The sequence below is a fragment of the Pseudomonas sp. MS15a(2019) genome, from assembly GCF_013277805.1.
In the GTDB taxonomy this organism is placed as follows: Bacteria; Pseudomonadota; Gammaproteobacteria; order Pseudomonadales; family Pseudomonadaceae; genus Chryseomonas; species Chryseomonas benzopyrenica.
This window is the reverse complement of record NZ_VBTN01000008.1, coordinates 52,812-72,482: the sequence shown is the minus strand read 5'-3', so window position 1 is coordinate 72,482 and position 19,671 is coordinate 52,812. Positions and strand designations below refer to the sequence as shown.

Sequence of the window (19,671 nt, the reverse complement as noted above, 5' to 3'; positions counted from 1 at the left end):
TTGCTGATGACTCTGCTGCTGTTGCCGTCGTTGGCGCTCGCCGATGCCTGCGTGATCCGCAGTCGCCAGGGCAGTGTGGACGTGCAGGTCTGCCAGAGCAATATCGACATCCCCGCCCAGCTGTTCCGCGACGGCTTCTGCCATCCGCAACTCAAGGACCAGCAGACCGAGGTCCACTTCGTCGACCGCTGCCCGGTCGGTGAGATCGGCATCTGTCAGGGCGCACGCAGCCCGGGCGTGCCCTACCGACAGAATATCCACTACTACGGCGAACCTGGCGACGGCCGCTTCCTGGCCGTCGCCTGCCGGCAGCAGAATCAGGGCAACTGGCGCGTGCCCTGAGGTTCCACGTGGAACCGTTTATTCCACGGTCACCGACTTGGCCAGGTTACGCGGCTGGTCCACGTCGGTGCCCTTGAACACGGCTACGTGATAGGACAGCAGCTGCAGCGGTATGGTGTAGAGGATCGGCGACAGGGCATCGTGGATATGCGGCATGGGCACGATGCGGGTGCCTTCGCCTTCCTCGAAGGCCGCGCGCTCGTCGGCGAAGACGATCAACTGGCCACCCCGCGCCCGTACCTCCTGCAGGTTGGACTTGAGCTTTTCCAGCAACTCGTTGTTGGGCGCAACCGTCACCACCGGCATATCGGCGTCGACCAGGGCCAGGGGACCATGCTTGAGCTCACCGGCCGGATAGGCCTCAGCGTGGATGTAGGAGATCTCCTTGAGCTTGAGCGCCCCCTCCATGGCCACCGGGTACTGCTCGCCACGTCCGAGGAACAGGGTGTGGTGCTTTTCAGCAAAGGATTCCGCCAGCTTTTCCACGGTCTTGTCCATGGCCAGGGCTTCGTCCAGGCGCGCCGGCAGGCGGCGCAACTCGGCCACCAGTTCGGCTTCGATGCCGGCATCCAGGCGTTGCTGGCAGCGGCCCAAGCTCAGGGTCAGCAGGAGCAGCGAAACCAGCTGGGTGGTGAAGGCCTTGGTCGAAGCCACGCCGATCTCGGGACCGGCCTGGGTCAAAAAGCTCAACTGGGATTCGCGCACCAGCGAGCTGGTCGCCACGTTGCAGATCGCCAGGCTGCTCAGATAGCCGGATTGCTTGGCCATGCGAAGGGCCGCCAGGGTATCGGCGGTCTCGCCGGACTGAGAGATGGTGACGAACAGGGTGTCCGGGCTGACGGCGACGCGGCGATAGCGGAATTCGCTGGCCACCTCCACCTGGCAGGGAATGCCCACGTATTCCTCGATCCAGTAGCGCGCGACCGAACCGGCATGGAAGCTGGTGCCGCAGGCGACGATCTGGACCTGACGGACCTTGGCGAACAACTCGGAGGCCGCCGGACCAAAGGCTTCGGGCAGCACCTGACCTTCGCCGAGGCGCCCTTCCAGGGTGCGCTGGACCACGCTGGGCTGCTCGTGGATCTCCTTGAGCATAAAGTGGCGATAGGCGCCCTTGTCGGCGGCCTCGCTGCCTTCGTGGTACTGCACCGTCTCGCGCTGTACCGGCTCGCCATCCACATTCCAGAGATTGACCTGATCCAGGTGGATCTCGGCTACGTCGCCCTCTTCCAGGTAGACGAAGCGGTCGGTCACCTGGCGCAGCGCCAGTTGGTCGGAGGCCAGGTAGTTCTCGCCAAGGCCGAGGCCGATCACCAGGGGACTGCCGCTGCGGGTCGCCACCAGGCGATCCGGCTGCTGGCGCCAGACCGCCGCCAGGCCGTAGGCACCGTGCAGCTCCTTGACCGCTGCCTTGAGCGCCATGGTCAGGTCGCCACTGTCCTGCAGCTTGAGGTGCAGCAGGTGAACGATGACCTCGGTATCGGTCTGGGAGGTGAAGACATACCCCTGAGCCTTGAGCTGGGCGCGCAGGGTTTCGTGGTTCTCGATGATGCCGTTGTGCACCACCGCCACGTCACCCTGGGAGAAATGCGGGTGGGCATTGGCTTCGGTGGGTGCACCGTGGGTAGCCCAGCGGGTGTGGGCGATGCCCAGGCGACCGGCCAGGGGGTCGGCCAGCAGGGCCGCTTCCAGTTCGCTGACCTTGCCGATACGGCGCAGGCGCTGCAACTCGCCCTGGGCATCCAGCAACGCCAGGCCGGCACTGTCGTAACCGCGGTATTCCAGGCGCTTGAGACCCTCGACCAGAATGGCGGTGATGTTACGCTCGGCAATGGCGCCGACGATTCCACACATGCTTACCTCCCGTTGCCGGTCTTATCCACAGCGACCCGACTGGGCCGGCTGTGGATGACCTGATTGTCTAGTTGTCCACCGGGGCGCAGATGACCTGCACCCCGCGAGTTTCGATCGCCCGGGCCGCTTCGGCGGGCAGTCGCTCATCGGTGATGAGCACATCCACTCTTTCCCAAGGTAGTTCCAGATTGGGAATTCGCCTGCCCAGCTTGCTCGCTTCGGCCATGACCACTACCTCCCGCGCCACCTCGGCCATCACCCGCGACAGCGACAGGTGCTCGTTGAAGGTGGTGGTGCCCCGCTCCGGATCGAGGCCGTCGGCGCCGATGAACAGCTGGTCGAAATCGTAGGATCTGAGCACCTGCTCGGCGACCTGGCCCTGGAAGGATTCCGAATGCGGATCCCAGGTGCCACCGGTCATCAGCAGCATGGGCTCCTGCTCCAGCTCGCGCAGCGCCATGGCCACCTGCAGGGAATTGGTCATGACCACCAGCCCGGGGCGGCGATCGAGCTGGGGAATCAGCGCCGCCGTGGTGCTGCCGCAGTCGATGATGATCCGTGCATGTTCGCGCAGGCGCTGGGCCGCGGCCCGGGCGATGGCCTGCTTGAAGGGCGACGCCTGAGGCGGTGCCTCGGCCAGCAGTTCCTGGGGCATGGCCACCGCGCCGCCGTAACGACGCAGGAGCAGGCCATTGCGCTCGAGGGCGGCCAGGTCCTTGCGGATGGTGACCTCGGAGGTCTCCAGCTGACGGGCCAGCCCGTCCACGCTGACCTCGCCCTGCTCCTGAAGCTGGGCGAGGATGGCATGACGGCGCTGTGCGGTATTGCGACGGGTCATAAATTTCGATTCGAAAGATAATGGATCGAATCAAAACCTAATAGCGAGCGGCCGTCAAGTCTTGGGGGCCTTCTTCGGTCGCTGCCAGCCGGTCTTGTTGACTTGGCGGGCCCGCCCCAGCGCCAGGGTATCCTCTGGTACATCCGCAGTGATGACCGAACCTGCAGCGGTAGTTGCCCCCGCACCCAGGGTAACCGGCGCTACCAGGGAACTGTTGGAACCCACGAAGACGTCCGCGCCGATTTCGGTTCGAAACTTGTTGGCGCCATCGTAGTTGCAGGTGATAGTGCCTGCCCCTATGTTGCTGTCTGGACCTATGCTGGCATCACCCAGGTAGCTCAGGTGCCCGGCCTTGGCGCCGGCCTGCAAATGGGCGTTCTTCAGTTCGACGAAGTTACCCACATGGGCCTTGCTGCCCAGTTCGCTGCCGGGTCGCAGGCGAGCGAAGGGACCGACGTCGGCGCCCTCCCCTACCACGGCACCATCCAGATGACTGTTGGCCTTGATGATGGCGCCGCGTTTGAGGACGCTGTCCTTGATCACGCAATTCGGGCCGATGCTCACGCCATCTTCCAGCACTACCCGACCTTCGAGGATGACGTTGACATCGATGGAGACGTCGCGGCCGGCCTCGACCTCGCCGCGCTGATCGAAGCGCAGGGGATCCAGCAGGGTCACGCCCTGCAGCATCAGGCGCTCGGCGGCACGCTGCTGGAAGTGCCGCTCCAGCTGCGCCAGTTGCCGGCGATCATTGGCGCCCTGGACCTCCATGGCGTCCGCCGGCTGGCTGGTGGCGATGGTCAGGCCATCCGCCACTGCCAGGGCGATGACGTCGGTCAGGTAATACTCGCCCTGAGCGTTGCTGTTGGACAGGCGGCCCAACCAGTCCGCCAGCCGCCGACCCGGCACCGCGAGGATGCCGGTATTGCCTTCGCGAATAGCACGCTGGGCGTCGCTGGCATCCTTGTGCTCGACGATGGCGGTTACCCGCCCCTGGTCATCGCGCAGGATGCGGCCATAGCCGGTGGGATCGTCCAGCTCCACGGTCAAAAGCGCCAGGTGCTGGTCATCCACCTGCTGCAGCAGGCGTTGCAGGGTCTCGGTCTGGATCAGGGGGACATCGCCATAGAGGATCAGTACCCGCTCCGCCGTCAGCGCCGGCGCCGCCTGGGCCACGGCATGGCCGGTACCGAGCTGCTCGGCCTGGACCACGAAGCTCACGTCGTCGGCGGCCAGCTGGCTGCGAACCTGGTCGGCGCCATGGCCGATGACGACGTGGATGCCCGCCGGCTGCAGTTCGCGGGCGCGGTCGAGGACATGCCCCAGCATGCTGCGACCGGCCACGGGGTGCAGCACCTTGGGTAGAGCGGATCTCATGCGGGTGCCCTGGCCAGCAGCCAGGATGACGATTTCCAGGGACATCGGAACCTCGGAGACAGAGGGAAGAGACGGGCCGGTAACCGAAGGCGACAGGCGCCTTCCGAGTCCGACCACGCGAAATTTCTCGCCCACTTTTTGGGCGACAAAAGAAAAGGGTAGCCGAAGCTACCCTTGTCGTTACAGCCTGACCTTGCGCTTAGCGCTTGGCTTGCCGCTTGAGCTGCTGGATGGTGCGCAGCTGGGCGGCGGCTTCGGCGAGCTGAGTGGCGGCAGCGGTGTAGTCGAACTCCGTGCCCTTGTCGCTCAGGGCTGCCTCGGCGCGCTGCTTGGCTTCCAGAGCGGCAGCTTCGTCGATGTCACCGGCGCGGCTGGCGGTATCGGCCAGCACTTCGACGACATTCGGCTGCACTTCCAGAAAACCGCCGGAGATGTAGAACACCTCCTCGGCGCCCCCGGCCTTGACCAGGCGGATGGGGCCCGGTTTCAGATCGGTGAGCAGCGGCGCATGGCCCGGGGCGATACCCAGATCACCCAGGTGGCCGTGGGCGATGATCATCTCCACCGCGCCGGAGAAGATTTCCCCTTCCGCGCTGACGATGTCGCATTGGACTGTCTTGGCCATAGCGTGCCTCTAAGAGCGCCCGTTGCCGGGCGCGGCAGTTACAGTTTCTTGGCTTTCTCGATGGCTTCGTCGATGCCGCCGACCATGTAGAACGCCTGCTCGGGCAGGTGATCGTAGTCGCCACGCAGGATCCCGGAGAAGCCGGCGATGGTGTCCTTGAGGGACACGTACTTGCCGGGCGAACCGGTGAAGACTTCGGCCACGAAGAACGGCTGGGACAGGAAGCGCTGGATCTTACGCGCGCGGGATACCAGCTGCTTGTCGGACTCGGACAGTTCGTCCATGCCCAGGATCGCGATGATGTCCTTCAGCTCCTTGTAGCGCTGCAGCACGTACTGGACGCCGCGAGCGGTGTCGTAGTGCTCCTGGCCGATCACGTTCGGGTCCAGCTGGCGCGAGGTGGAGTCCAGGGGATCGACCGCCGGGTAGATACCCAGGGAGGCGATGTCACGGGACAGAACCACGGTGGCGTCCAGGTGGGCGAAGGTGGTCGCCGGGGACGGGTCGGTCAAGTCATCCGCCGGGACGTAAACGGCCTGTACGGAGGTGATCGAACCCAGCTTGGTGGAGGTGATGCGCTCCTGCAGGACACCCATCTCTTCGGCCAGGGTCGGCTGGTAGCCCACCGCGGACGGCATACGACCCAGCAGCGCGGACACTTCGGTACCGGCCAGGGTGTAGCGGTAGATGTTGTCGACGAACAGCAGGACGTCACGGCCTTCGTCACGGAATTTCTCGGCCATGGTCAGACCGGTCAGGGCCACGCGCAGACGGTTGCCCGGCGGCTCGTTCATCTGGCCATAGACCAGGGCGACCTTGTCCAGAACGTTGGAGTCCTTCATCTCGTGGTAGAAGTCGTTCCCTTCACGGGTACGCTCGCCCACGCCGGCGAACACGGAATAACCGCTGTGCTCGATGGCGATGTTACGGATGAGTTCCATCATGTTGACGGTCTTGCCCACGCCGGCGCCGCCGAACAGGCCGACCTTGCCGCCCTTGGCGAAGGGGCAGACCAGGTCGATGACCTTGATGCCGGTTTCCAGCAGGTCGTTACCACCTGCCTGCTCGGCATAGGACGGGGCCTTGCGGTGGATTTCCCAACGCTCTTCCTCGCCGATGGGGCCGGCTTCGTCGATGGGGTTGCCCAGCACGTCCATGATGCGGCCGAGGGTCTTGACGCCGACCGGGACCTTGATGGCCTCGCCGGTGTTGCCGACGTTCAGGCCGCGCTTGAGGCCTTCGGTGCTACCCATGGCGATGGTACGGACCACGCCGTCACCCAGCTGCTGCTGGACTTCCAGAGTGGTTTCGGCACCCTGCACCTTGAGGGCGTCAAAGACGCGCGGTACCGCGTCGCGCGGGAATTCCACGTCGATCACGGCGCCGATGATTTGTACGATACGTCCGCTACTCATTTCGCGTTCCTCGAATGTTTAAGCTGTCCGTCAGACCGCGGCGGCGCCGCCGACGATTTCCGAAATTTCTTGGGTGATCGCAGCCTGGCGAGCCTTGTTGTAGACCAGCTGCAGCTCCTTGATGAGATCGCCGGCGTTGTCGGTGGCGTTCTTCATCGCGATCATCCGCGCGGCCTGTTCGCTGGCAGCGTTCTCGACCACGGCCTGGTACACCTGGGATTCCACGTAGCGCACCAGCAGACCGTCGAGCAGGGTCTTGGCGTCGGGCTCGTAGAGATAGTCCCAATGCTTGCCTTGCAGCTCACCGCCCTCGGCCGGCACCAGGGGCACCAGCTGCTGGATGGTCGGCTTTTGGGTCATGGTGTTGACGAAGACGTTGGACACCACGTACAGACGGTCGATACGGCCGTTCAGGTAGGCATCCAGCATCACCTTGATGCTGCCGATCAGATCGCCGATCGCCGGGGCTTCGCCGAGGTGGCTGATGGCCGCGACCACGTTGCCGCCGAAGCTGCGGAAGAAGGAGGCACCCTTGGCCCCGATCACCGCCAGATCGATTTCCACACCCTTGCCGCGCTGGTCGCTCATGTCGCGGACCAGAGCCTTGAACAGGTTGGTGTTCAGACCACCGGCCAGACCCCGATCGGAGCTGACCACGATGTAACCGACGCGCTTGACCTCGCGTTCCACCATGAAGGCATGGCGGTACTCGGGGTTGGCGTTGGCCAGGTGGCCGATCACAGCGCGGATGCGCTCGGCATAAGGCTTGCTGGCAGCCATGCGGGCCTGAGCCTTACGCATCTTGCTGACCGCAACCTTTTCCATGGCGCTGGTGATCTTCTGTGTGCTTTTGATGCTCGCGATCTTGCCGCGAATCTCTTTTGCGCCTGCCATGTGACACCTATCGGGTTGGCAAACGGGGGCTGGCGCCCCCGTCGCGGCTTACCAGGTTTGCGTGGCCTTGAACTTCTCGATTCCCGCCTTGATGCCGGCGTCGATCTCGTCGTTGAAGTCGCCCTTCACGTTGATCTTGGCCATCAGGTCGGCGTGATCGCGGTTGAAGTAGGCGATCAGGGCCTGCTCGAAGCTACCGATCTTGTCCAGGGACACATCGCTCAGGAAACCACGCTCGGCGGCGTACAGGCTCAGGGACATCTCGGCGATGGACATGGGCGCGTACTGCTTCTGCTTCATCAGCTCGGTGACGCGCTGACCATGCTCGAGCTGCTTGCGGGTGGCTTCGTCCAGGTCCGAGGCGAACTGGGCGAAGGCCGCCAGTTCACGGTACTGGGCCAGCGCGGTACGGATACCGCCGGACAGCTTCTTGATGATCTTGGTCTGGGCCGCACCACCCACACGGGATACCGAGACACCGGCGTTGACCGCCGGGCGGATGCCCGAGTTGAACAGGCCGGCTTCCAGGAAGATCTGGCCGTCGGTGATGGAGATCACGTTGGTCGGAACGAAGGCGGACACGTCGCCGGCCTGGGTCTCGATGATCGGCAGCGCGGTCAGCGAGCCGGTCTTGCCGGTCACGGCGCCGTTGGTGAACTTCTCGACGTAGTCGGCGGAGACGCGGGACGCGCGCTCGAGCAGACGGCTGTGGAGATAGAACACGTCGCCGGGATAGGCTTCACGGCCCGGCGGACGACGCAGCAGCAGGGAGATCTGGCGATAGGCCACGGCCTGCTTGGACAGATCGTCATAGACGATCAGGGCGTCTTCACCGCGGTCGCGGAAGTATTCGCCCATGGTGCAACCCGAGTAGGGCGCCAGGAACTGCAGGGCAGCCGATTCGGACGCACTGGCTGCCACCACGATGGTGTTGTGCAGAGCGCCGTTCTCTTCCAGCTTGCGTACCACGTTGGCGATGGTCGACTGCTTCTGACCAATGGCGACGTAGACGCAGCGGATGCCGCTGTTCTTCTGGTTGATGATGGCATCGATCGCCATGGCGGTCTTGCCGATCTGACGGTCACCGATGATCAGCTCACGCTGACCACGACCAACCGGGATCATGGCATCGACGGCCTTGTAGCCGGTCTGCACCGGCTGGTCGACCGACTGACGCCAGATCACGCCCGGCGCGACCTTCTCGACGGCGTCGGTGGCGCTGGCGTTCAGCGGACCCTTGCCATCGATGGGGTTGCCCAGGGCGTCGACGACGCGACCCAGCAGTTCCGGACCGACCGGGACTTCCAGGATGCGGCCGGTGCACTTGGCGCTCATGCCTTCGGCCAGACCCAGGTAGCTACCCAGGACCACGGCGCCGACGGAGTCTTGCTCCAGGTTCAGCGCCATACCGTAGATGCCGCCCGGGAATTCGATCATTTCGCCGTACATGACGTCGGCCAGACCGAAGATCCGCACGATACCGTCGGACACGCTGACGATGGTGCCTTCGTTGCGGGCTTGCGAGGTCACGTCGAGCTTGTCGATGCGACCCTTGATGATTTCACTAATTTCGGAAGGATTGAGTTGCTGCATGCTACTGCCCCTTCAAACTCAAGGTTTCAACGCTTCGGCCAGTTGCGCGAGCTTGCCGCGAACGGAGCCATCGATTACCAAGTCGCCGGCGCGGATAACCACACCACCGATCAGGCTCGCATCCTCGGATGCATTAAGTCGCACGTGTCGACCTAGCCTTGCGCTGAGAGCCTTGGCGAGTTTGTCTTGCTGTTCTTCGCTCAGGGCGAAAGCACTGGTGACTTCCGCCTCGATGGATTTTTCCTGCTCGGCCTTGTACGCCTCGTAGATCTCGGCGATGGCCGGGAACAGGTCGATCCGGTTGTTTTCTGCCACGGTCCGAACGAAGTTCTGGGACTGTGCATCCAGCTGATCGCCACATACGTCGATGAGCAATCCGGCCTTGGCGTCCGCAGTCAACTGCGGCTGCTGAAGCAGCTGGCGCACGGTCCCATCTTGGGATACCGCGGCGAGCAGCCCGAGCGCGGCCGACCATTGGGTCAGCTGCTGCTGGGACTGTGCGAACTCGAAAGCCGCCTTGGCATAGGGCCGGGCCAGCGTGTTCAGTTCTGCCATTGGTGGCCTCGCTTAGATTTCCGCTGCCAGTCGGTCGACCAACTGGGCATGAGCATTGGCATCAACGGTCGATCCGAGGATCTTCTCGGCGCCGGCCACGGCCAGCACGCCGACGCGAGCACGCAGAGCGTCCTTCGCGGTGTTGATTTCCTGCTCGATTTCCGCCTGAGCCTGCGCCTTGATCCGGTCGCCTTCGGCACGGGCCTTGGCCTGTGCGTCCTCGACGATCTGAGCGGCACGCTTGTTGGCTTGCTCGATGATCTCGGCTGCTTGGCCCTTGGCTTCGTTCACTTTCTGGTTGGCTTGCTGCTGTGCCACTTCCAGATCACGAGCCGCGCGGTTGGCAGCGTCAAGGCCATCGGCAATCTTCTTCTCACGCTCACGCAGCGCCGAGATGATCGGCGGCCACACGTACTTCATGCAGAAGAGCACGAAGATGAAGAAGGCAACGGACTGGCCTATCAGGGTTGCATTAATGTTCACGCCAACACCTCGCTCGTTCGTTGTCCATCAGTCCTGCCTACACCCGCGAGGGTGATCAGCCGGCGATCTGACCAACGAAGGGGTTAGCGAAGGTGAAGAACAGGGCGATACCAACACCGATCATGGTCACGGCGTCGAGCAGACCGGCGACGATGAACATCTTGACTTGCAGCATCGGAACCATTTCCGGCTGACGAGCGGCGCCTTCGAGGAACTTGCCACCCAGCAGACCGAAGCCAATGGCGGTACCCAGAGCGCCCAGGCCAATCAGCAGAGCAACGGCGATCGCGGTCAAACCAACTACAGTTTCCATCTTTCCTCCCGACTTTTTTAGTCGTCTTGGTTAAGGTTGAAGCGAAAAAGTTTTCCCAAGTTACCCGGCGGACGAGGTCCTCCGGGACTCACGGCAGAACCGCCCCCGGACGCCGTCAGCAGCGTCCGGAAGCCATTCCTTAGTGACTTTCTTCGTGCGCCATCGACAGGTAGACGATGGTCAGCATCATGAAGATGAAGGCCTGCAGGGTGATGATGAGGATGTGGAACACCGCCCACGCCCACTGCAGCACGATACCCAGACCGCCCAGTGCCAGACCGTTGGCGAACATGATGGCAATCAGGATGAAGATCAGCTCGCCCGCATACATGTTGCCGAACAGTCGCAGTGCCAGCGAGATCGGCTTGGCGATCAGGGTGACGAATTCGAGCAGGAAGTTGATCGGAATCAGGATGATCTGCAGCAGCGGATTCTTGCTGCTGAAGGGGTGCAGGGTCAGCTCGCCGAAGAAACCGCCGAGACCCTTCATCTTGATGCTGTAGAAGATGATCAGGCCAAACACCGACAGGGCCATGCCCAGGGTGGCGTTCGGGTCGGTGGTGGGCACCACGCGGAAGTAGGTGTGCTCGCCGAACAGCATGCCGGCCACGGACGGCAGCCAGTCCACCGGCACCAGGTCCATCAGGTTCATCAGGAAGATCCAGACGAAGATGGTCAGGGCCAGGGGCGCGATCAGGGCGTTCTTGCCATGGAAGGTGTCACGGACGCTGCCGTCGACGAATTCCACCAGCACTTCGACGAAGTTCTGCAGGCCGCCGGGCTGACCGCTGGTGGCCTTCTTGGCGATGCTGCGGAACAGCACCAGGAAGATCAGGCCGAGGGCGACCGACCAGCCGAGGGTGTCCACGTGGAAGGCCCAGAAGCCCATTTCCTTAGCTTCAGCGGGGGTGTGGGCGAAGCTCCAGCCGTTCACCGGATGCATACCATAGGTCAGGTTCTGCAGGTGGTGCTGGATGTAGCCCGAAGCGGAGTCTGCTGCCATGTGTGCCTCGAATGCCTTAAGGTCTAGTCGGTTTTTTCAGTAGCAAGGGCGCGCCAGCATTGACCATCAGCGTCAACAGATAGACGCCGAACAGTGCAGGAGCCGAAAGCGGTTTTACCCCGGCAAACGTCAGTGCAAAGAGCACTGCCGTGAGAATCAGTTTGCCCGCCTCGCCCGAGTAGAAAGAACGGACGATGTCTCGGGCGGCATGGGCGCCGCGATAGCGGAACGCCTTGAACGAAAAATACAGATTGGGCAGCCAGGCAATCAGCCCACCCAACAATCCGGAATAACCGGCGACCTTACCGACGAAGCAATACAAGACAACGGCGGCACACGACGCGACAGCCAGTTGGACGAGCAGCAGGCGAAAGGCAGGCTGATGATGGAAGGGCAGGCGTTTGGGCGTGCGGCGGTCCATCGGCTCGAAGTCCTCTGGTGTCGGCTTAATAGTTGTTTTCACTGGCATGCTTTGTGCCGACAAAAAGCGGGCAAAGTATAGGGGCGCGCCAGGGGTGGTTCAAGCCACCCCGGACAGATTGCCTTTATTGCCGGAAGGCATTTGTGTCAGCGAATGTGCGCCAGTACGCCTTGAAGTTCGTCCAAAGAGGTATAGCGGATCACCAGTTGACCCTTGCCTTTCTCGCCATGGCGGATCTGCACGTTGGCGCCCAAACGCTCGGCCAGACGCTGCTCCAGACGGCTGATGTCCGGATCCACGGCTGGTGCCTTCTCAACCGGCTCCGTTCCGCTGAGCCACTGGCGCACCAGGGCCTCGGTCTGGCGGACGGTGAGACCCCGTGCGACAACGTGCCGCGCCCCTTCGGCCTGGCGGGCCTTGGGCAGACCGAGCAGCGCCCGGGCATGGCCCATTTCCAGCTCGCCCTTGGCCAGCAGGTCCTTGGCGTCCTCGGCCAGCGCCAGCAGGCGCAGCAGATTGGTCACGCCCGAGCGCGACTTGCCGACGGCTTCGGCCACCTGGGCCTGGGTCAGCTCGAATTCGTCCTGCAACCGCTGCAGGGCCATGGCCTCTTCCAGCGGATTGAGATTCTGCCGCTGGATGTTCTCGATCAGCGCCAGGGCGATGGCCACCTGGTCGGGGACGTCGCGCACCAGGGCGGGGATGCGGTCCAGGCCGGCCTGCTGGCTGGCACGCCAGCGGCGTTCACCGGCGATGATCTCGTAACGGCCTTCGCCGATGGCACGCACCACGATGGGCTGCATCAGCCCTTGGACGCGAATGGAGTTGGCCAGCTCTTCCAGAGCGGTCGGATCCATGTGCCGGCGCGGCTGGTACTTGCCGCGCTGGATGATGTCCACCGGCAGCGATTGCAGTTCGCTGACCGGGGTAGCGGCGGCCTGCTCCTGCAGAACCTTGACGCTGGCACCGCCGAGCAGGGCGTCGAGACCGCGGCCCAGACCTCGTTTCTTCACAGCCATGGGGATTCCTTAGGCAGTCTTGGCGACGCGAGCCGCCTTGCGCTGACGTTTGACCAGCTCGCTGGCCAGCTCCAGATAGGCCGCGGCCCCCTTGGAGCTCTTGTCGTAGACCAGCGCGGGCATGCCGTAGCTGGGGGCTTCGGCCAGGCGGACGTTGCGCGGAATGATGGTTTCGTAGAGCTCGTCGCCGAAGTGCTGCTTGAGCTGGGCGGCGACGTCGTTGGCCAGGCCGATGCGCGGATCGAACATGGTGCGCAGCAGGCCTTCGATCTTGAGCTGCGGATTCAACCGCTGGGCGATGTGCTGGATGCTGCCGATCAGATCGGTCAGGCCTTCCAGGGCGAAGTATTCGCACTGCATGGGGATGATCACGCCGTCGGCGGCCACCAGCCCGTTGATGGTCAGCATGGACAGCGACGGCGGGCAGTCGATGAGCACGTAGTCGTAGTTGTCCCGCACGGGGGCCAGAGCGTCGCGTAGGCGACTCTCGCGCCCGCTCATCTCCAGCAGCTCAACTTCCGCGGCGGTGACGTCGCGGTTCGAGGGCAGCAGCTGGTAGCCGCCGTGCTCGGAGAAGTGCATGGCGTCGAGCAGACCGCAGGCGCCGGTGAGGACGTCCAGCACCGAATGCTCCAGGGCATGCTTGTCCACCCCACTGCCCATGGTGGCGTTACCCTGGGGATCGAGGTCGATCAGCAGCACCTTGCGCCGGTTGGTGGCGGCCAGAGAAGCGGCGAGATTGATGCACGTGGTGGTCTTGCCCACCCCGCCCTTCTGGTTGGCTATCGCGTAAACCTTGGCCATGTACCGCCTTACCCCTCTCCGTTCGTGCGGCGCAGTATCAGCAAGTGCCGCTGGCCTTGGCAACCGGGAACCGCGAGGACGTGCGCCGCCGCAACTTGGAAATCCGCTGGTAGCTTGGCCAGTTCGTCGTCGGGGTGCAGCCCCTTCATCGCCAGCCACTGTGTTTGGTTGTCGCCCAGGTGGCGCGTCCAGGTGGCGAAGTCGTCGATGGCGCTGAACGCCCGCGAGACGATGCCGGTGAAGGGCGCGGCAGGCTGGTAGGCCTCGACGCGGGCGTGGACCACGTCGAGATTGGCCAGGCCCAGTTCGATCCTGGCCTGGGTCAGGAAGCGGGTCTTCTTGCCGTTGCTGTCGAGCAAGGTGAAGCGTGATTCGGGAAAGAGGATCGCCAGGGGAATGCCCGGCATGCCGCCGCCGCTGCCGACATCCAGCCACTGCCCCGCGCCTACGTAGGGGACGATGCTGAGGCTGTCCAGCAGGTGCCGCGAGACCATCTCGTTGGGATCGCGCACCGCGGTGAGGTTGTAGGCCTTGTTCCACTTGACCAGCAGGTCCAGGTAGCCCAGCAACCGCTCTTCCACGGCGGCGGTCAGGGCCACGCCGAGGGTCTCGGCGCCCTGACGCAGTTCGTTGGCTTGGATCGCGCTGGCCATCAGGCGCTGTGCTCCAGGCTGCGACCGGCGCTGCGCTTCTTGAGGTGGATCAGCAGCAGCGAGACCGCCGCTGGCGTGACGCCGGGAATGCGCGAGGCCTGCCCCAGGGTCTCGGGACGGGCCTGGGCCAGCTTGTGCTGGATCTCCTTGGACAGTCCGGAAATGCTGGCGTAGTCGAGCTCCGCGGGCAGCGCCACGGCATCGCTGGCGCGCAGTCGCTGGATCTCGTCCTGCTGGCGATCGATGTAGCCGGCGTACTTGGTCTTGATCTCGATCTGCTCGGCGACCTGGGTCTCGGCCGGCGTCTCGCCCACCGCGGCCATCAGGCCGGCATAGTCGATCTCCGGCCGGGCCAGCAGGTTCTGCAGGTTGTATTCGTGATTGAGCGGCGTGCCGAAACGCTCGGCGACCGCCGTGCCCTGGGGCGTTCCCGGACGGATCCAGGTGGCCTTGAGACGCTGCTCTTCCAGGACGATGCCCTCGCGCTTGGCTTCGAACAGCGCCCAGCGCTGGTCGTCCACCAGGCCCAGCTCGCGGCCCTTTTCGGTCAGGCGCAGGTCGGCGTTGTCTTCGCGCAGGATCAGCCGGTACTCGGCGCGCGAGGTGAACATCCGGTAGGGCTCCTGGGTGCCCAGGGTGATGAGGTCATCCACCAGGACGCCGAGGTAGGCCTCGTCGCGGCGCGGACACCAGGCTTCACGGCCCTGAGCGCGCAGCGCGGCGTTGGCCCCGGCGAGCAGACCCTGGGCGCCGGCTTCTTCGTAACCGGTGGTGCCATTGATCTGGCCGGCGAAGAACAGGCCGGCGATGACCTTGGTTTCCAGGCTGTACTTGAGATCCCGCGGATCGAAGAAGTCGTATTCGATGGCGTAGCCGGGCCGCAGGATGTGGGCGTTCTCCATGCCACGCATGGAACGCACCACCTCGAGCTGCACATCGAAGGGCAGCGAGGTGGAGATGCCGTTGGGGTAGAGCTCGTGGGTGGTCAGGCCCTCGGGTTCGAGAAAGACCTGATGGCTGTCCTTGTCGGCGAAGCGATGGATCTTGTCTTCGATGGACGGGCAGTAGCGCGGCCCTACCCCTTCGATCACGCCCGAGTACATGGGCGAACGATCCAGGTTGGCGCGGATGATGTCGTGGGTGCGGGCGTTGGTATGGGTGATCCAGCAGCTGACCTGCGCCGGATGCTGCTCGCGATTGCCGAGAAAGGACATCACCGGCAGGGGGGTATCTCCGGGCTGCTCGGTCATCACCGAGAAATCCACCGAGCGGCCGTCGATGCGCGGTGGCGTACCGGTCTTCAGCCGCGATACCCGCAGCGGCAGTTCCCGCAGGCGCTGAGCCAGGGCGATGGCCGGCGGATCGCCCGCTCGTCCACCGCTGTGGTTCTGCAGGCCGATGTGGATAAGACCACCGAGGAAGGTCCCGGCGGTCAGCACCACGTTGTCGGCATGGAATTTCAGGCCCATCTGGGTGACCACGCCGGCGACGCGATCGCCTTCGACGATGAGGTCGTCACAGGCCTGCTGGAATATCCACAGGTTCGGCTGGTTTTCCAGCGTATGGCGGATGGCCGCCTTGTACAGCACGCGGTCGGCCTGGGCGCGAGTGGCGCGCACGGCAGGTCCCTTGCGGCTGTTGAGAATGCGGAACTGAATGCCGGCGAGGTCCGTGGCCGCGGCCATGGCGCCGCCCAAGGCATCGATCTCCTTGACCAGATGGCTCTTGCCGATGCCGCCAATGGCGGGGTTGCAGCTCATCTGGCCGAGAGTTTCCACATTATGCGTGAGCAGCAGGGTGCGCACACCCATGCGAGCGGCCGCCAGGGCCGCTTCGGTACCGGCATGGCCGCCACCGATCACGATGACGTCGAAACGGGAAGGAAAGTCCACCACGCACCTCGTGCCTGTTGGCAGGAATTCAAAGGAAAGCCGGCAAGTATAAGGCCTGAGCGGCTCTTGCAGAAGGGGTTCTGGCCAAAAAATGACCAGCCGTCAAGAGAGACCTCCAATATAAACAATAGGGAAGAAAGTTTTAAAAGGACTGATATAGAGCTTATGTATATGCAGGCACTTCGCTGTGGATAAGGTTATCCAGCCCTCGTCAGCACTGGGCTGGGGAAAACCTGAGCCCCGTGCATGTCTTGTGCTGTGGATGGATACAAGCTCTCAGCATCCTGTGGAGCCTTTGCCTGTTTATCCACATGCGCAGTCATGGACAACTCATGCACCGATTTATGGGCAGACCTCAGGCAGGGTTATCAACAGGGCTCTGGAAGGGAGAGATGAGGACAGTCAAGGCCTGCCTTGCACAGGCCTGGAACGGCGGGCGGGAAATTACTTGCCGATACAGAAGCTGGAGAAGATGCGGCCGAGCAGGTCGTCGGAGCTGAAAGCGCCGGTGATCTCGCCGAGCACCTGCTGGGCCTGGCGCAGGTCTTCGGCCAGCAGCTCGCCGGAGCCGGCCAGGGTGAGCTGACGATAGCCATGGTCCAGGGCACTGGCGGCTCTTTGCAGGGCATCCAGGTGACGCCGCCGGGCGCTGAAGCCGCCCTCGGTGGTCTGCTCGAAGCCCATGCAGGCCTTGAGGTGCTCGCGCAAGGCTTCGACACCGCCGCCATCGGTGGCGCTGAGGGCGATCTCGACCGGTTCGCTGGTGGCCAGCAGGCCGGTAACCTCGCCGGTGAGATCGGCCTTGTTGCGGATCACCGTCAGCTTGTCCAGCGGCGGCCGGGTGCTCAGCAGCTCCGGCCAGAGCGCCTGGGGATCCCGGGCTTCCGGCGCGCTGGCATCCACCACCAGCAGCACCCGATCGGCGCCGGCGATGGCGTCCAGGGCGCGCTGGACGCCAATCTGCTCGACCCGGTCGGTGGTGTCGCGCAGGCCGGCGGTATCGACCACATGCAGCGGCATGCCGTCGATGTGAATATGTTCGCGCAGGACATCCCGGGTAGTGCCGGCGATGTCGGTGACGATGGCGGCTTCGCGACCGGCCAGGGCATTGAGCAGGCTGGACTTGCCGGCATTGGGACGGCCGGCGATCACCACAGTCATGCCATCGCGCAGCAGGGCGCCGCGATTGGCTTCGCGCTGGACCTCGTGCAGCTCGGCCTGGACGTCCTCCAGCAGGCCCTGCACCCGACCGTCGGCGAGGAAGTCGATCTCCTCCTCGGGAAAGTCGATGGCGGCCTCGACATAGATGCGCAGGCGGATCAGCTGTTCGACCAGGCTTTCCACCCGGCGCGAGAATTCGCCCTGCAGCGAGCGCAGGGCATTGCGCGCCGCCTGTTCGGTGCTGGCCTCGATGAGGTCGGCGATGGCCTCGGCCTGGGCCAGGTCGAGCTTGTCGTTGAGAAAGGCGCGTTCGCTGAATTCCCCCGGGCGGGCCAGGCGTGCGCCCTCTTCCAGGGTGCGGCGCAGGAGCAGGTCGAGGATCACCGGACCGCCGTGGCCCTGGAGTTCCAGCACGTCTTCGCCGGTGAAGGAGTTGGGGCCGGGAAAGAACAGGGCGATGCCGGCGTCCAGCACGCTGCCGTCGGCGGCGAGGAAGTTGCCGTAGTGGGCATGCCGAGGCGGCAGCTCACGGCCGCAGATCGCCCGCGCCAAGGGGGCGGCCAGGGGACCGGAGACGCGGACGATGCCGACCCCGCCGCGCCCGGTGGCGGTGGCGATGGCGGCGATGCTGTCGGAAGGCAGGGACATGACGATCCTCCAGAAAGCACGACGCCCCAATCAAGGGGCGTCGTGTGGACAGGGTGAGCGAGGTCAGGCCTTCTTGCTGGCCGCCTCGATCTTCCGGGTAATGTACCACTGCTGCAGGATCGACAGGCAGTTGTTGACGATCCAGTACAGCACCAGACCGGCCGGGAACCACAGGAAGAAGAAGGTGAAGACGATGGGCATCATCTTCATGACCTTGGCCTGCATGGGATCCGGCGGTGCCGGGTTGAGCATCTGCTGCACCAGCATGGTGGCGCCCATGATGATCGGCAGGATGAAGAAGGGATCCTTGGCCGACAGGTCGGTGATCCAGAACATCCAGGGCGACTGGCGCATCTCGACGCTTTCCAGCAGCACCCAGTACAGCGCCAGGAACACCGGCATCTGCACCACGATGGGCAAGCAGCCACCCAGGGGATTGATCTTCTCCTTGCGGTACAGCTCCATCATCGCCTGGGACATCTTCTGGCGATCGTCGCCATGCTGCTCCTTGAGCGCCTGCAGTCGCGGACCGACGGCGCGCATGCGCGCCATGGAGCGGTAGCTGGCGGCGGACAGCGGGAAGAACAGCAGCTTGATGATGATGGTCAGGACGATGATCGACCAGCCCCAGTTACCCAGGATGCTGTGGATATGCTGCAGCAACCAGAAGATCGGCTGAGCGATGAACCACAGGAAACCGTAGTCGACGGTCAGCTCCAGACCGTGGGACAGGGTCTTGAGGTGCTCCTGGATCTTCGGACCGGCATAGAGGGTCAGCGAGGTCTCGCCCTTGCCACCCGCCGGCACGCTGAACTGCGGACCGGTGAAGCCGACGATGTAGTTGCCCTGGGCATCCTTGCGGGTGGTGATCTGGTGCTGCTCGTCCTTGTTCGGCACCCAGGCGGTGACGAAGTAGTGCTGCAGCCAGCCGACCCAACCACCCTGCACGGCTTCCTGCAGGCGATTCTTGTCCATGTCGCTCATGGACACCTTGCGATAGGGCTCGGCCGGGGTACCGACGGCGGCGCCCAGGTAGGTGGACACGCCGGTGGCGGTGGTCGCCGAGGGATCGCCGCTCTTGTCCCGCTTGAGCTGGGCGTAGAGCACGCCGTTCCAGGCGTTGGCGCTCTGGTTGTCGATCAGGTAGCTGACCTGGATCTGGTAGGCGTTCGGGTTGATGCAGGTGATCTTCTTCTGCGCCTTCTCGGCGTCCGAGCAATCGACCTTCAGGCCCCGGTGGAAGGTGAATCTCTTGGTGTAGTCGACGCCGTTGGCCTGGTACTTGAGATCCACCACCAACTGCTGTTGGCCATCGGCGAGCACGTAGCTGGACTGGGCCGAGGTGTACAGCGGACGCCCGGCGCTGTTGGCGTCGGGACCGTTGGCACCGGTCAGGCCGCTCTGGGCCAGGTAGAGACGCTCGTTGCCGTTGTCGAACAGCATAAAGGGCACGTCGGGATGATCCTGACGGCGGGGATACTGCACCAGACCGAGCTGGACGATGTCGCCGCCGCGGGGATCGATGGCCAGATCCAGGACGTCGGTACGTACCTTGATGAGCGCAGTGCTTGCCTGAGCGGTCGAGTTGTCCACCGGCGCCGCAGCCTTGGCGTCAGCGGGAACATCGGTGGGCACGTTGGGAGTGTCACCCGGCAGGACGCTGGTCTGCGTCTTGGCCGTGGGCAGATCGGCCTGGCCGTAATCCTTGTTCCACTGGAAAACCAGGGTGTAGGACACGATCGCCAAGGCGGCAATAAGTAGCGGGCGCTTGATATCCATGT

The 19,671-nt window shown here is 64.0% G+C and carries 19 protein-coding genes; 1 reads left to right on the top strand and 18 read right to left on the bottom strand.

The features are described from left to right. The first annotated feature begins 6 nt into the window (after positions 1 to 6). Positions 7 to 342: an NADH:ubiquinone oxidoreductase gene (locus FEZ61_RS12075; RefSeq protein ID WP_242455154.1), complete on the top strand. Its 336-nt coding sequence runs from the start codon at positions 7 to 9 to the stop codon at positions 340 to 342. Between the two features lie 18 nt (positions 343 to 360). Here the strand turns inward: FEZ61_RS12075 and glmS are convergent, their stop codons facing one another. From glmS to yidC, 18 genes are all read right to left on the bottom strand, one after another. Next, complete coding sequence (gene glmS, locus FEZ61_RS12070; RefSeq protein ID WP_173148787.1) at positions 361 to 2,196, bottom strand: glutamine--fructose-6-phosphate transaminase (isomerizing); 1,836 nt, start codon at positions 2,194 to 2,196, stop codon at positions 361 to 363. A gap of 67 nt (positions 2,197 to 2,263) precedes the next feature. Further along, positions 2,264 to 3,034 (bottom strand): DeoR family transcriptional regulator, encoded by a 771-nt coding sequence (locus tag FEZ61_RS12065; protein WP_173148785.1) that lies wholly within the window; start codon positions 3,032 to 3,034, stop codon positions 2,264 to 2,266. A gap of 54 nt (positions 3,035 to 3,088) precedes the next feature. Beyond that, entirely contained in the window at positions 3,089 to 4,456 is a 1,368-nt protein-coding gene (gene glmU, locus FEZ61_RS12060; RefSeq protein WP_173148783.1) for a bifunctional UDP-N-acetylglucosamine diphosphorylase/glucosamine-1-phosphate N-acetyltransferase GlmU, read from the bottom strand. Positions 4,457 to 4,610: 154 nt separating this feature from the next. Continuing rightward, positions 4,611 to 5,036 carry a F0F1 ATP synthase subunit epsilon gene (locus FEZ61_RS12055; RefSeq protein ID WP_007160117.1) on the bottom strand — a complete coding sequence of 142 codons (426 nt, stop codon included), beginning with the start codon at positions 5,034 to 5,036 and terminating at the stop codon, positions 4,611 to 4,613. 38 nt (positions 5,037 to 5,074) lie between these two features. Beyond that, positions 5,075 to 6,451, bottom strand: a complete 1,377-nt coding sequence (atpD, locus tag FEZ61_RS12050) for a F0F1 ATP synthase subunit beta (RefSeq protein WP_017641466.1) — start codon at positions 6,449 to 6,451, stop codon at positions 5,075 to 5,077. 30 nt (positions 6,452 to 6,481) lie between these two features. Further along, positions 6,482 to 7,345, bottom strand: coding sequence for a F0F1 ATP synthase subunit gamma (gene atpG / locus FEZ61_RS12045; RefSeq protein WP_007160119.1), 864 nt, complete (start codon positions 7,343 to 7,345; stop codon positions 6,482 to 6,484). Positions 7,346 to 7,393: 48 nt separating this feature from the next. Beyond that, positions 7,394 to 8,938, bottom strand: coding sequence for a F0F1 ATP synthase subunit alpha (gene atpA / locus FEZ61_RS12040; protein WP_017641467.1), 1,545 nt, complete (start codon positions 8,936 to 8,938; stop codon positions 7,394 to 7,396). A gap of 18 nt (positions 8,939 to 8,956) precedes the next feature. Next, positions 8,957 to 9,493, bottom strand: coding sequence for a F0F1 ATP synthase subunit delta (locus FEZ61_RS12035; protein WP_017641468.1), 537 nt, complete (start codon positions 9,491 to 9,493; stop codon positions 8,957 to 8,959). A 12-nt stretch (positions 9,494 to 9,505) separates the two neighbouring features. Further along, positions 9,506 to 9,976 (bottom strand): F0F1 ATP synthase subunit B, encoded by a 471-nt coding sequence (locus FEZ61_RS12030; RefSeq protein ID WP_007160122.1) that lies wholly within the window; start codon positions 9,974 to 9,976, stop codon positions 9,506 to 9,508. A 55-nt stretch (positions 9,977 to 10,031) separates the two neighbouring features. Further along, positions 10,032 to 10,289: a F0F1 ATP synthase subunit C gene (gene atpE, locus FEZ61_RS12025; protein ID WP_003097235.1), complete on the bottom strand. Its 258-nt coding sequence runs from the start codon at positions 10,287 to 10,289 to the stop codon at positions 10,032 to 10,034. A 139-nt stretch (positions 10,290 to 10,428) separates the two neighbouring features. After that, on the bottom strand, positions 10,429 to 11,292 hold the full coding sequence (gene atpB, locus FEZ61_RS12020; protein ID WP_007160124.1) for a F0F1 ATP synthase subunit A: 864 nt from the start codon (positions 11,290 to 11,292) through the stop codon (positions 10,429 to 10,431). Between the two features lie 16 nt (positions 11,293 to 11,308). Continuing rightward, complete coding sequence (locus FEZ61_RS12015; protein WP_017641469.1) at positions 11,309 to 11,713, bottom strand: F0F1 ATP synthase subunit I; 405 nt, start codon at positions 11,711 to 11,713, stop codon at positions 11,309 to 11,311. Between the two features lie 146 nt (positions 11,714 to 11,859). Continuing rightward, on the bottom strand, positions 11,860 to 12,732 hold the full coding sequence (locus tag FEZ61_RS12010; RefSeq protein WP_017641470.1) for a ParB/RepB/Spo0J family partition protein: 873 nt from the start codon (positions 12,730 to 12,732) through the stop codon (positions 11,860 to 11,862). Positions 12,733 to 12,741: 9 nt separating this feature from the next. Beyond that, the gene (locus tag FEZ61_RS12005) at positions 12,742 to 13,536 is read right to left on the bottom strand and encodes a ParA family protein (RefSeq protein ID WP_007160127.1); all 795 of its coding nucleotides are present in this window, start codon (positions 13,534 to 13,536) and stop codon (positions 12,742 to 12,744) included. 8 nt (positions 13,537 to 13,544) lie between these two features. Further along, a complete protein-coding gene (gene rsmG / locus FEZ61_RS12000) occupies positions 13,545 to 14,189 on the bottom strand; it encodes a 16S rRNA (guanine(527)-N(7))-methyltransferase RsmG (RefSeq protein WP_068384413.1) in 645 nt (214 codons plus the stop codon). Further along, the gene (gene mnmG, locus FEZ61_RS11995) at positions 14,189 to 16,081 is read right to left on the bottom strand and encodes a tRNA uridine-5-carboxymethylaminomethyl(34) synthesis enzyme MnmG (protein ID WP_064307085.1); all 1,893 of its coding nucleotides are present in this window, start codon (positions 16,079 to 16,081) and stop codon (positions 14,189 to 14,191) included. Before mnmG ends, rsmG begins: the two co-directional genes overlap by 1 nt. Positions 16,082 to 16,525: 444 nt before the next feature. Then, positions 16,526 to 17,890 carry a tRNA uridine-5-carboxymethylaminomethyl(34) synthesis GTPase MnmE gene (gene mnmE / locus FEZ61_RS11990; RefSeq protein ID WP_064307086.1) on the bottom strand — a complete coding sequence of 455 codons (1,365 nt, stop codon included), beginning with the start codon at positions 17,888 to 17,890 and terminating at the stop codon, positions 16,526 to 16,528. Positions 17,891 to 17,953: 63 nt separating this feature from the next. Next, positions 17,954 to 19,669 (bottom strand): membrane protein insertase YidC, encoded by a 1,716-nt coding sequence (gene yidC / locus FEZ61_RS11985; protein ID WP_064307087.1) that lies wholly within the window; start codon positions 19,667 to 19,669, stop codon positions 17,954 to 17,956. Positions 19,670 to 19,671: the final 2 nt, after the last annotated feature.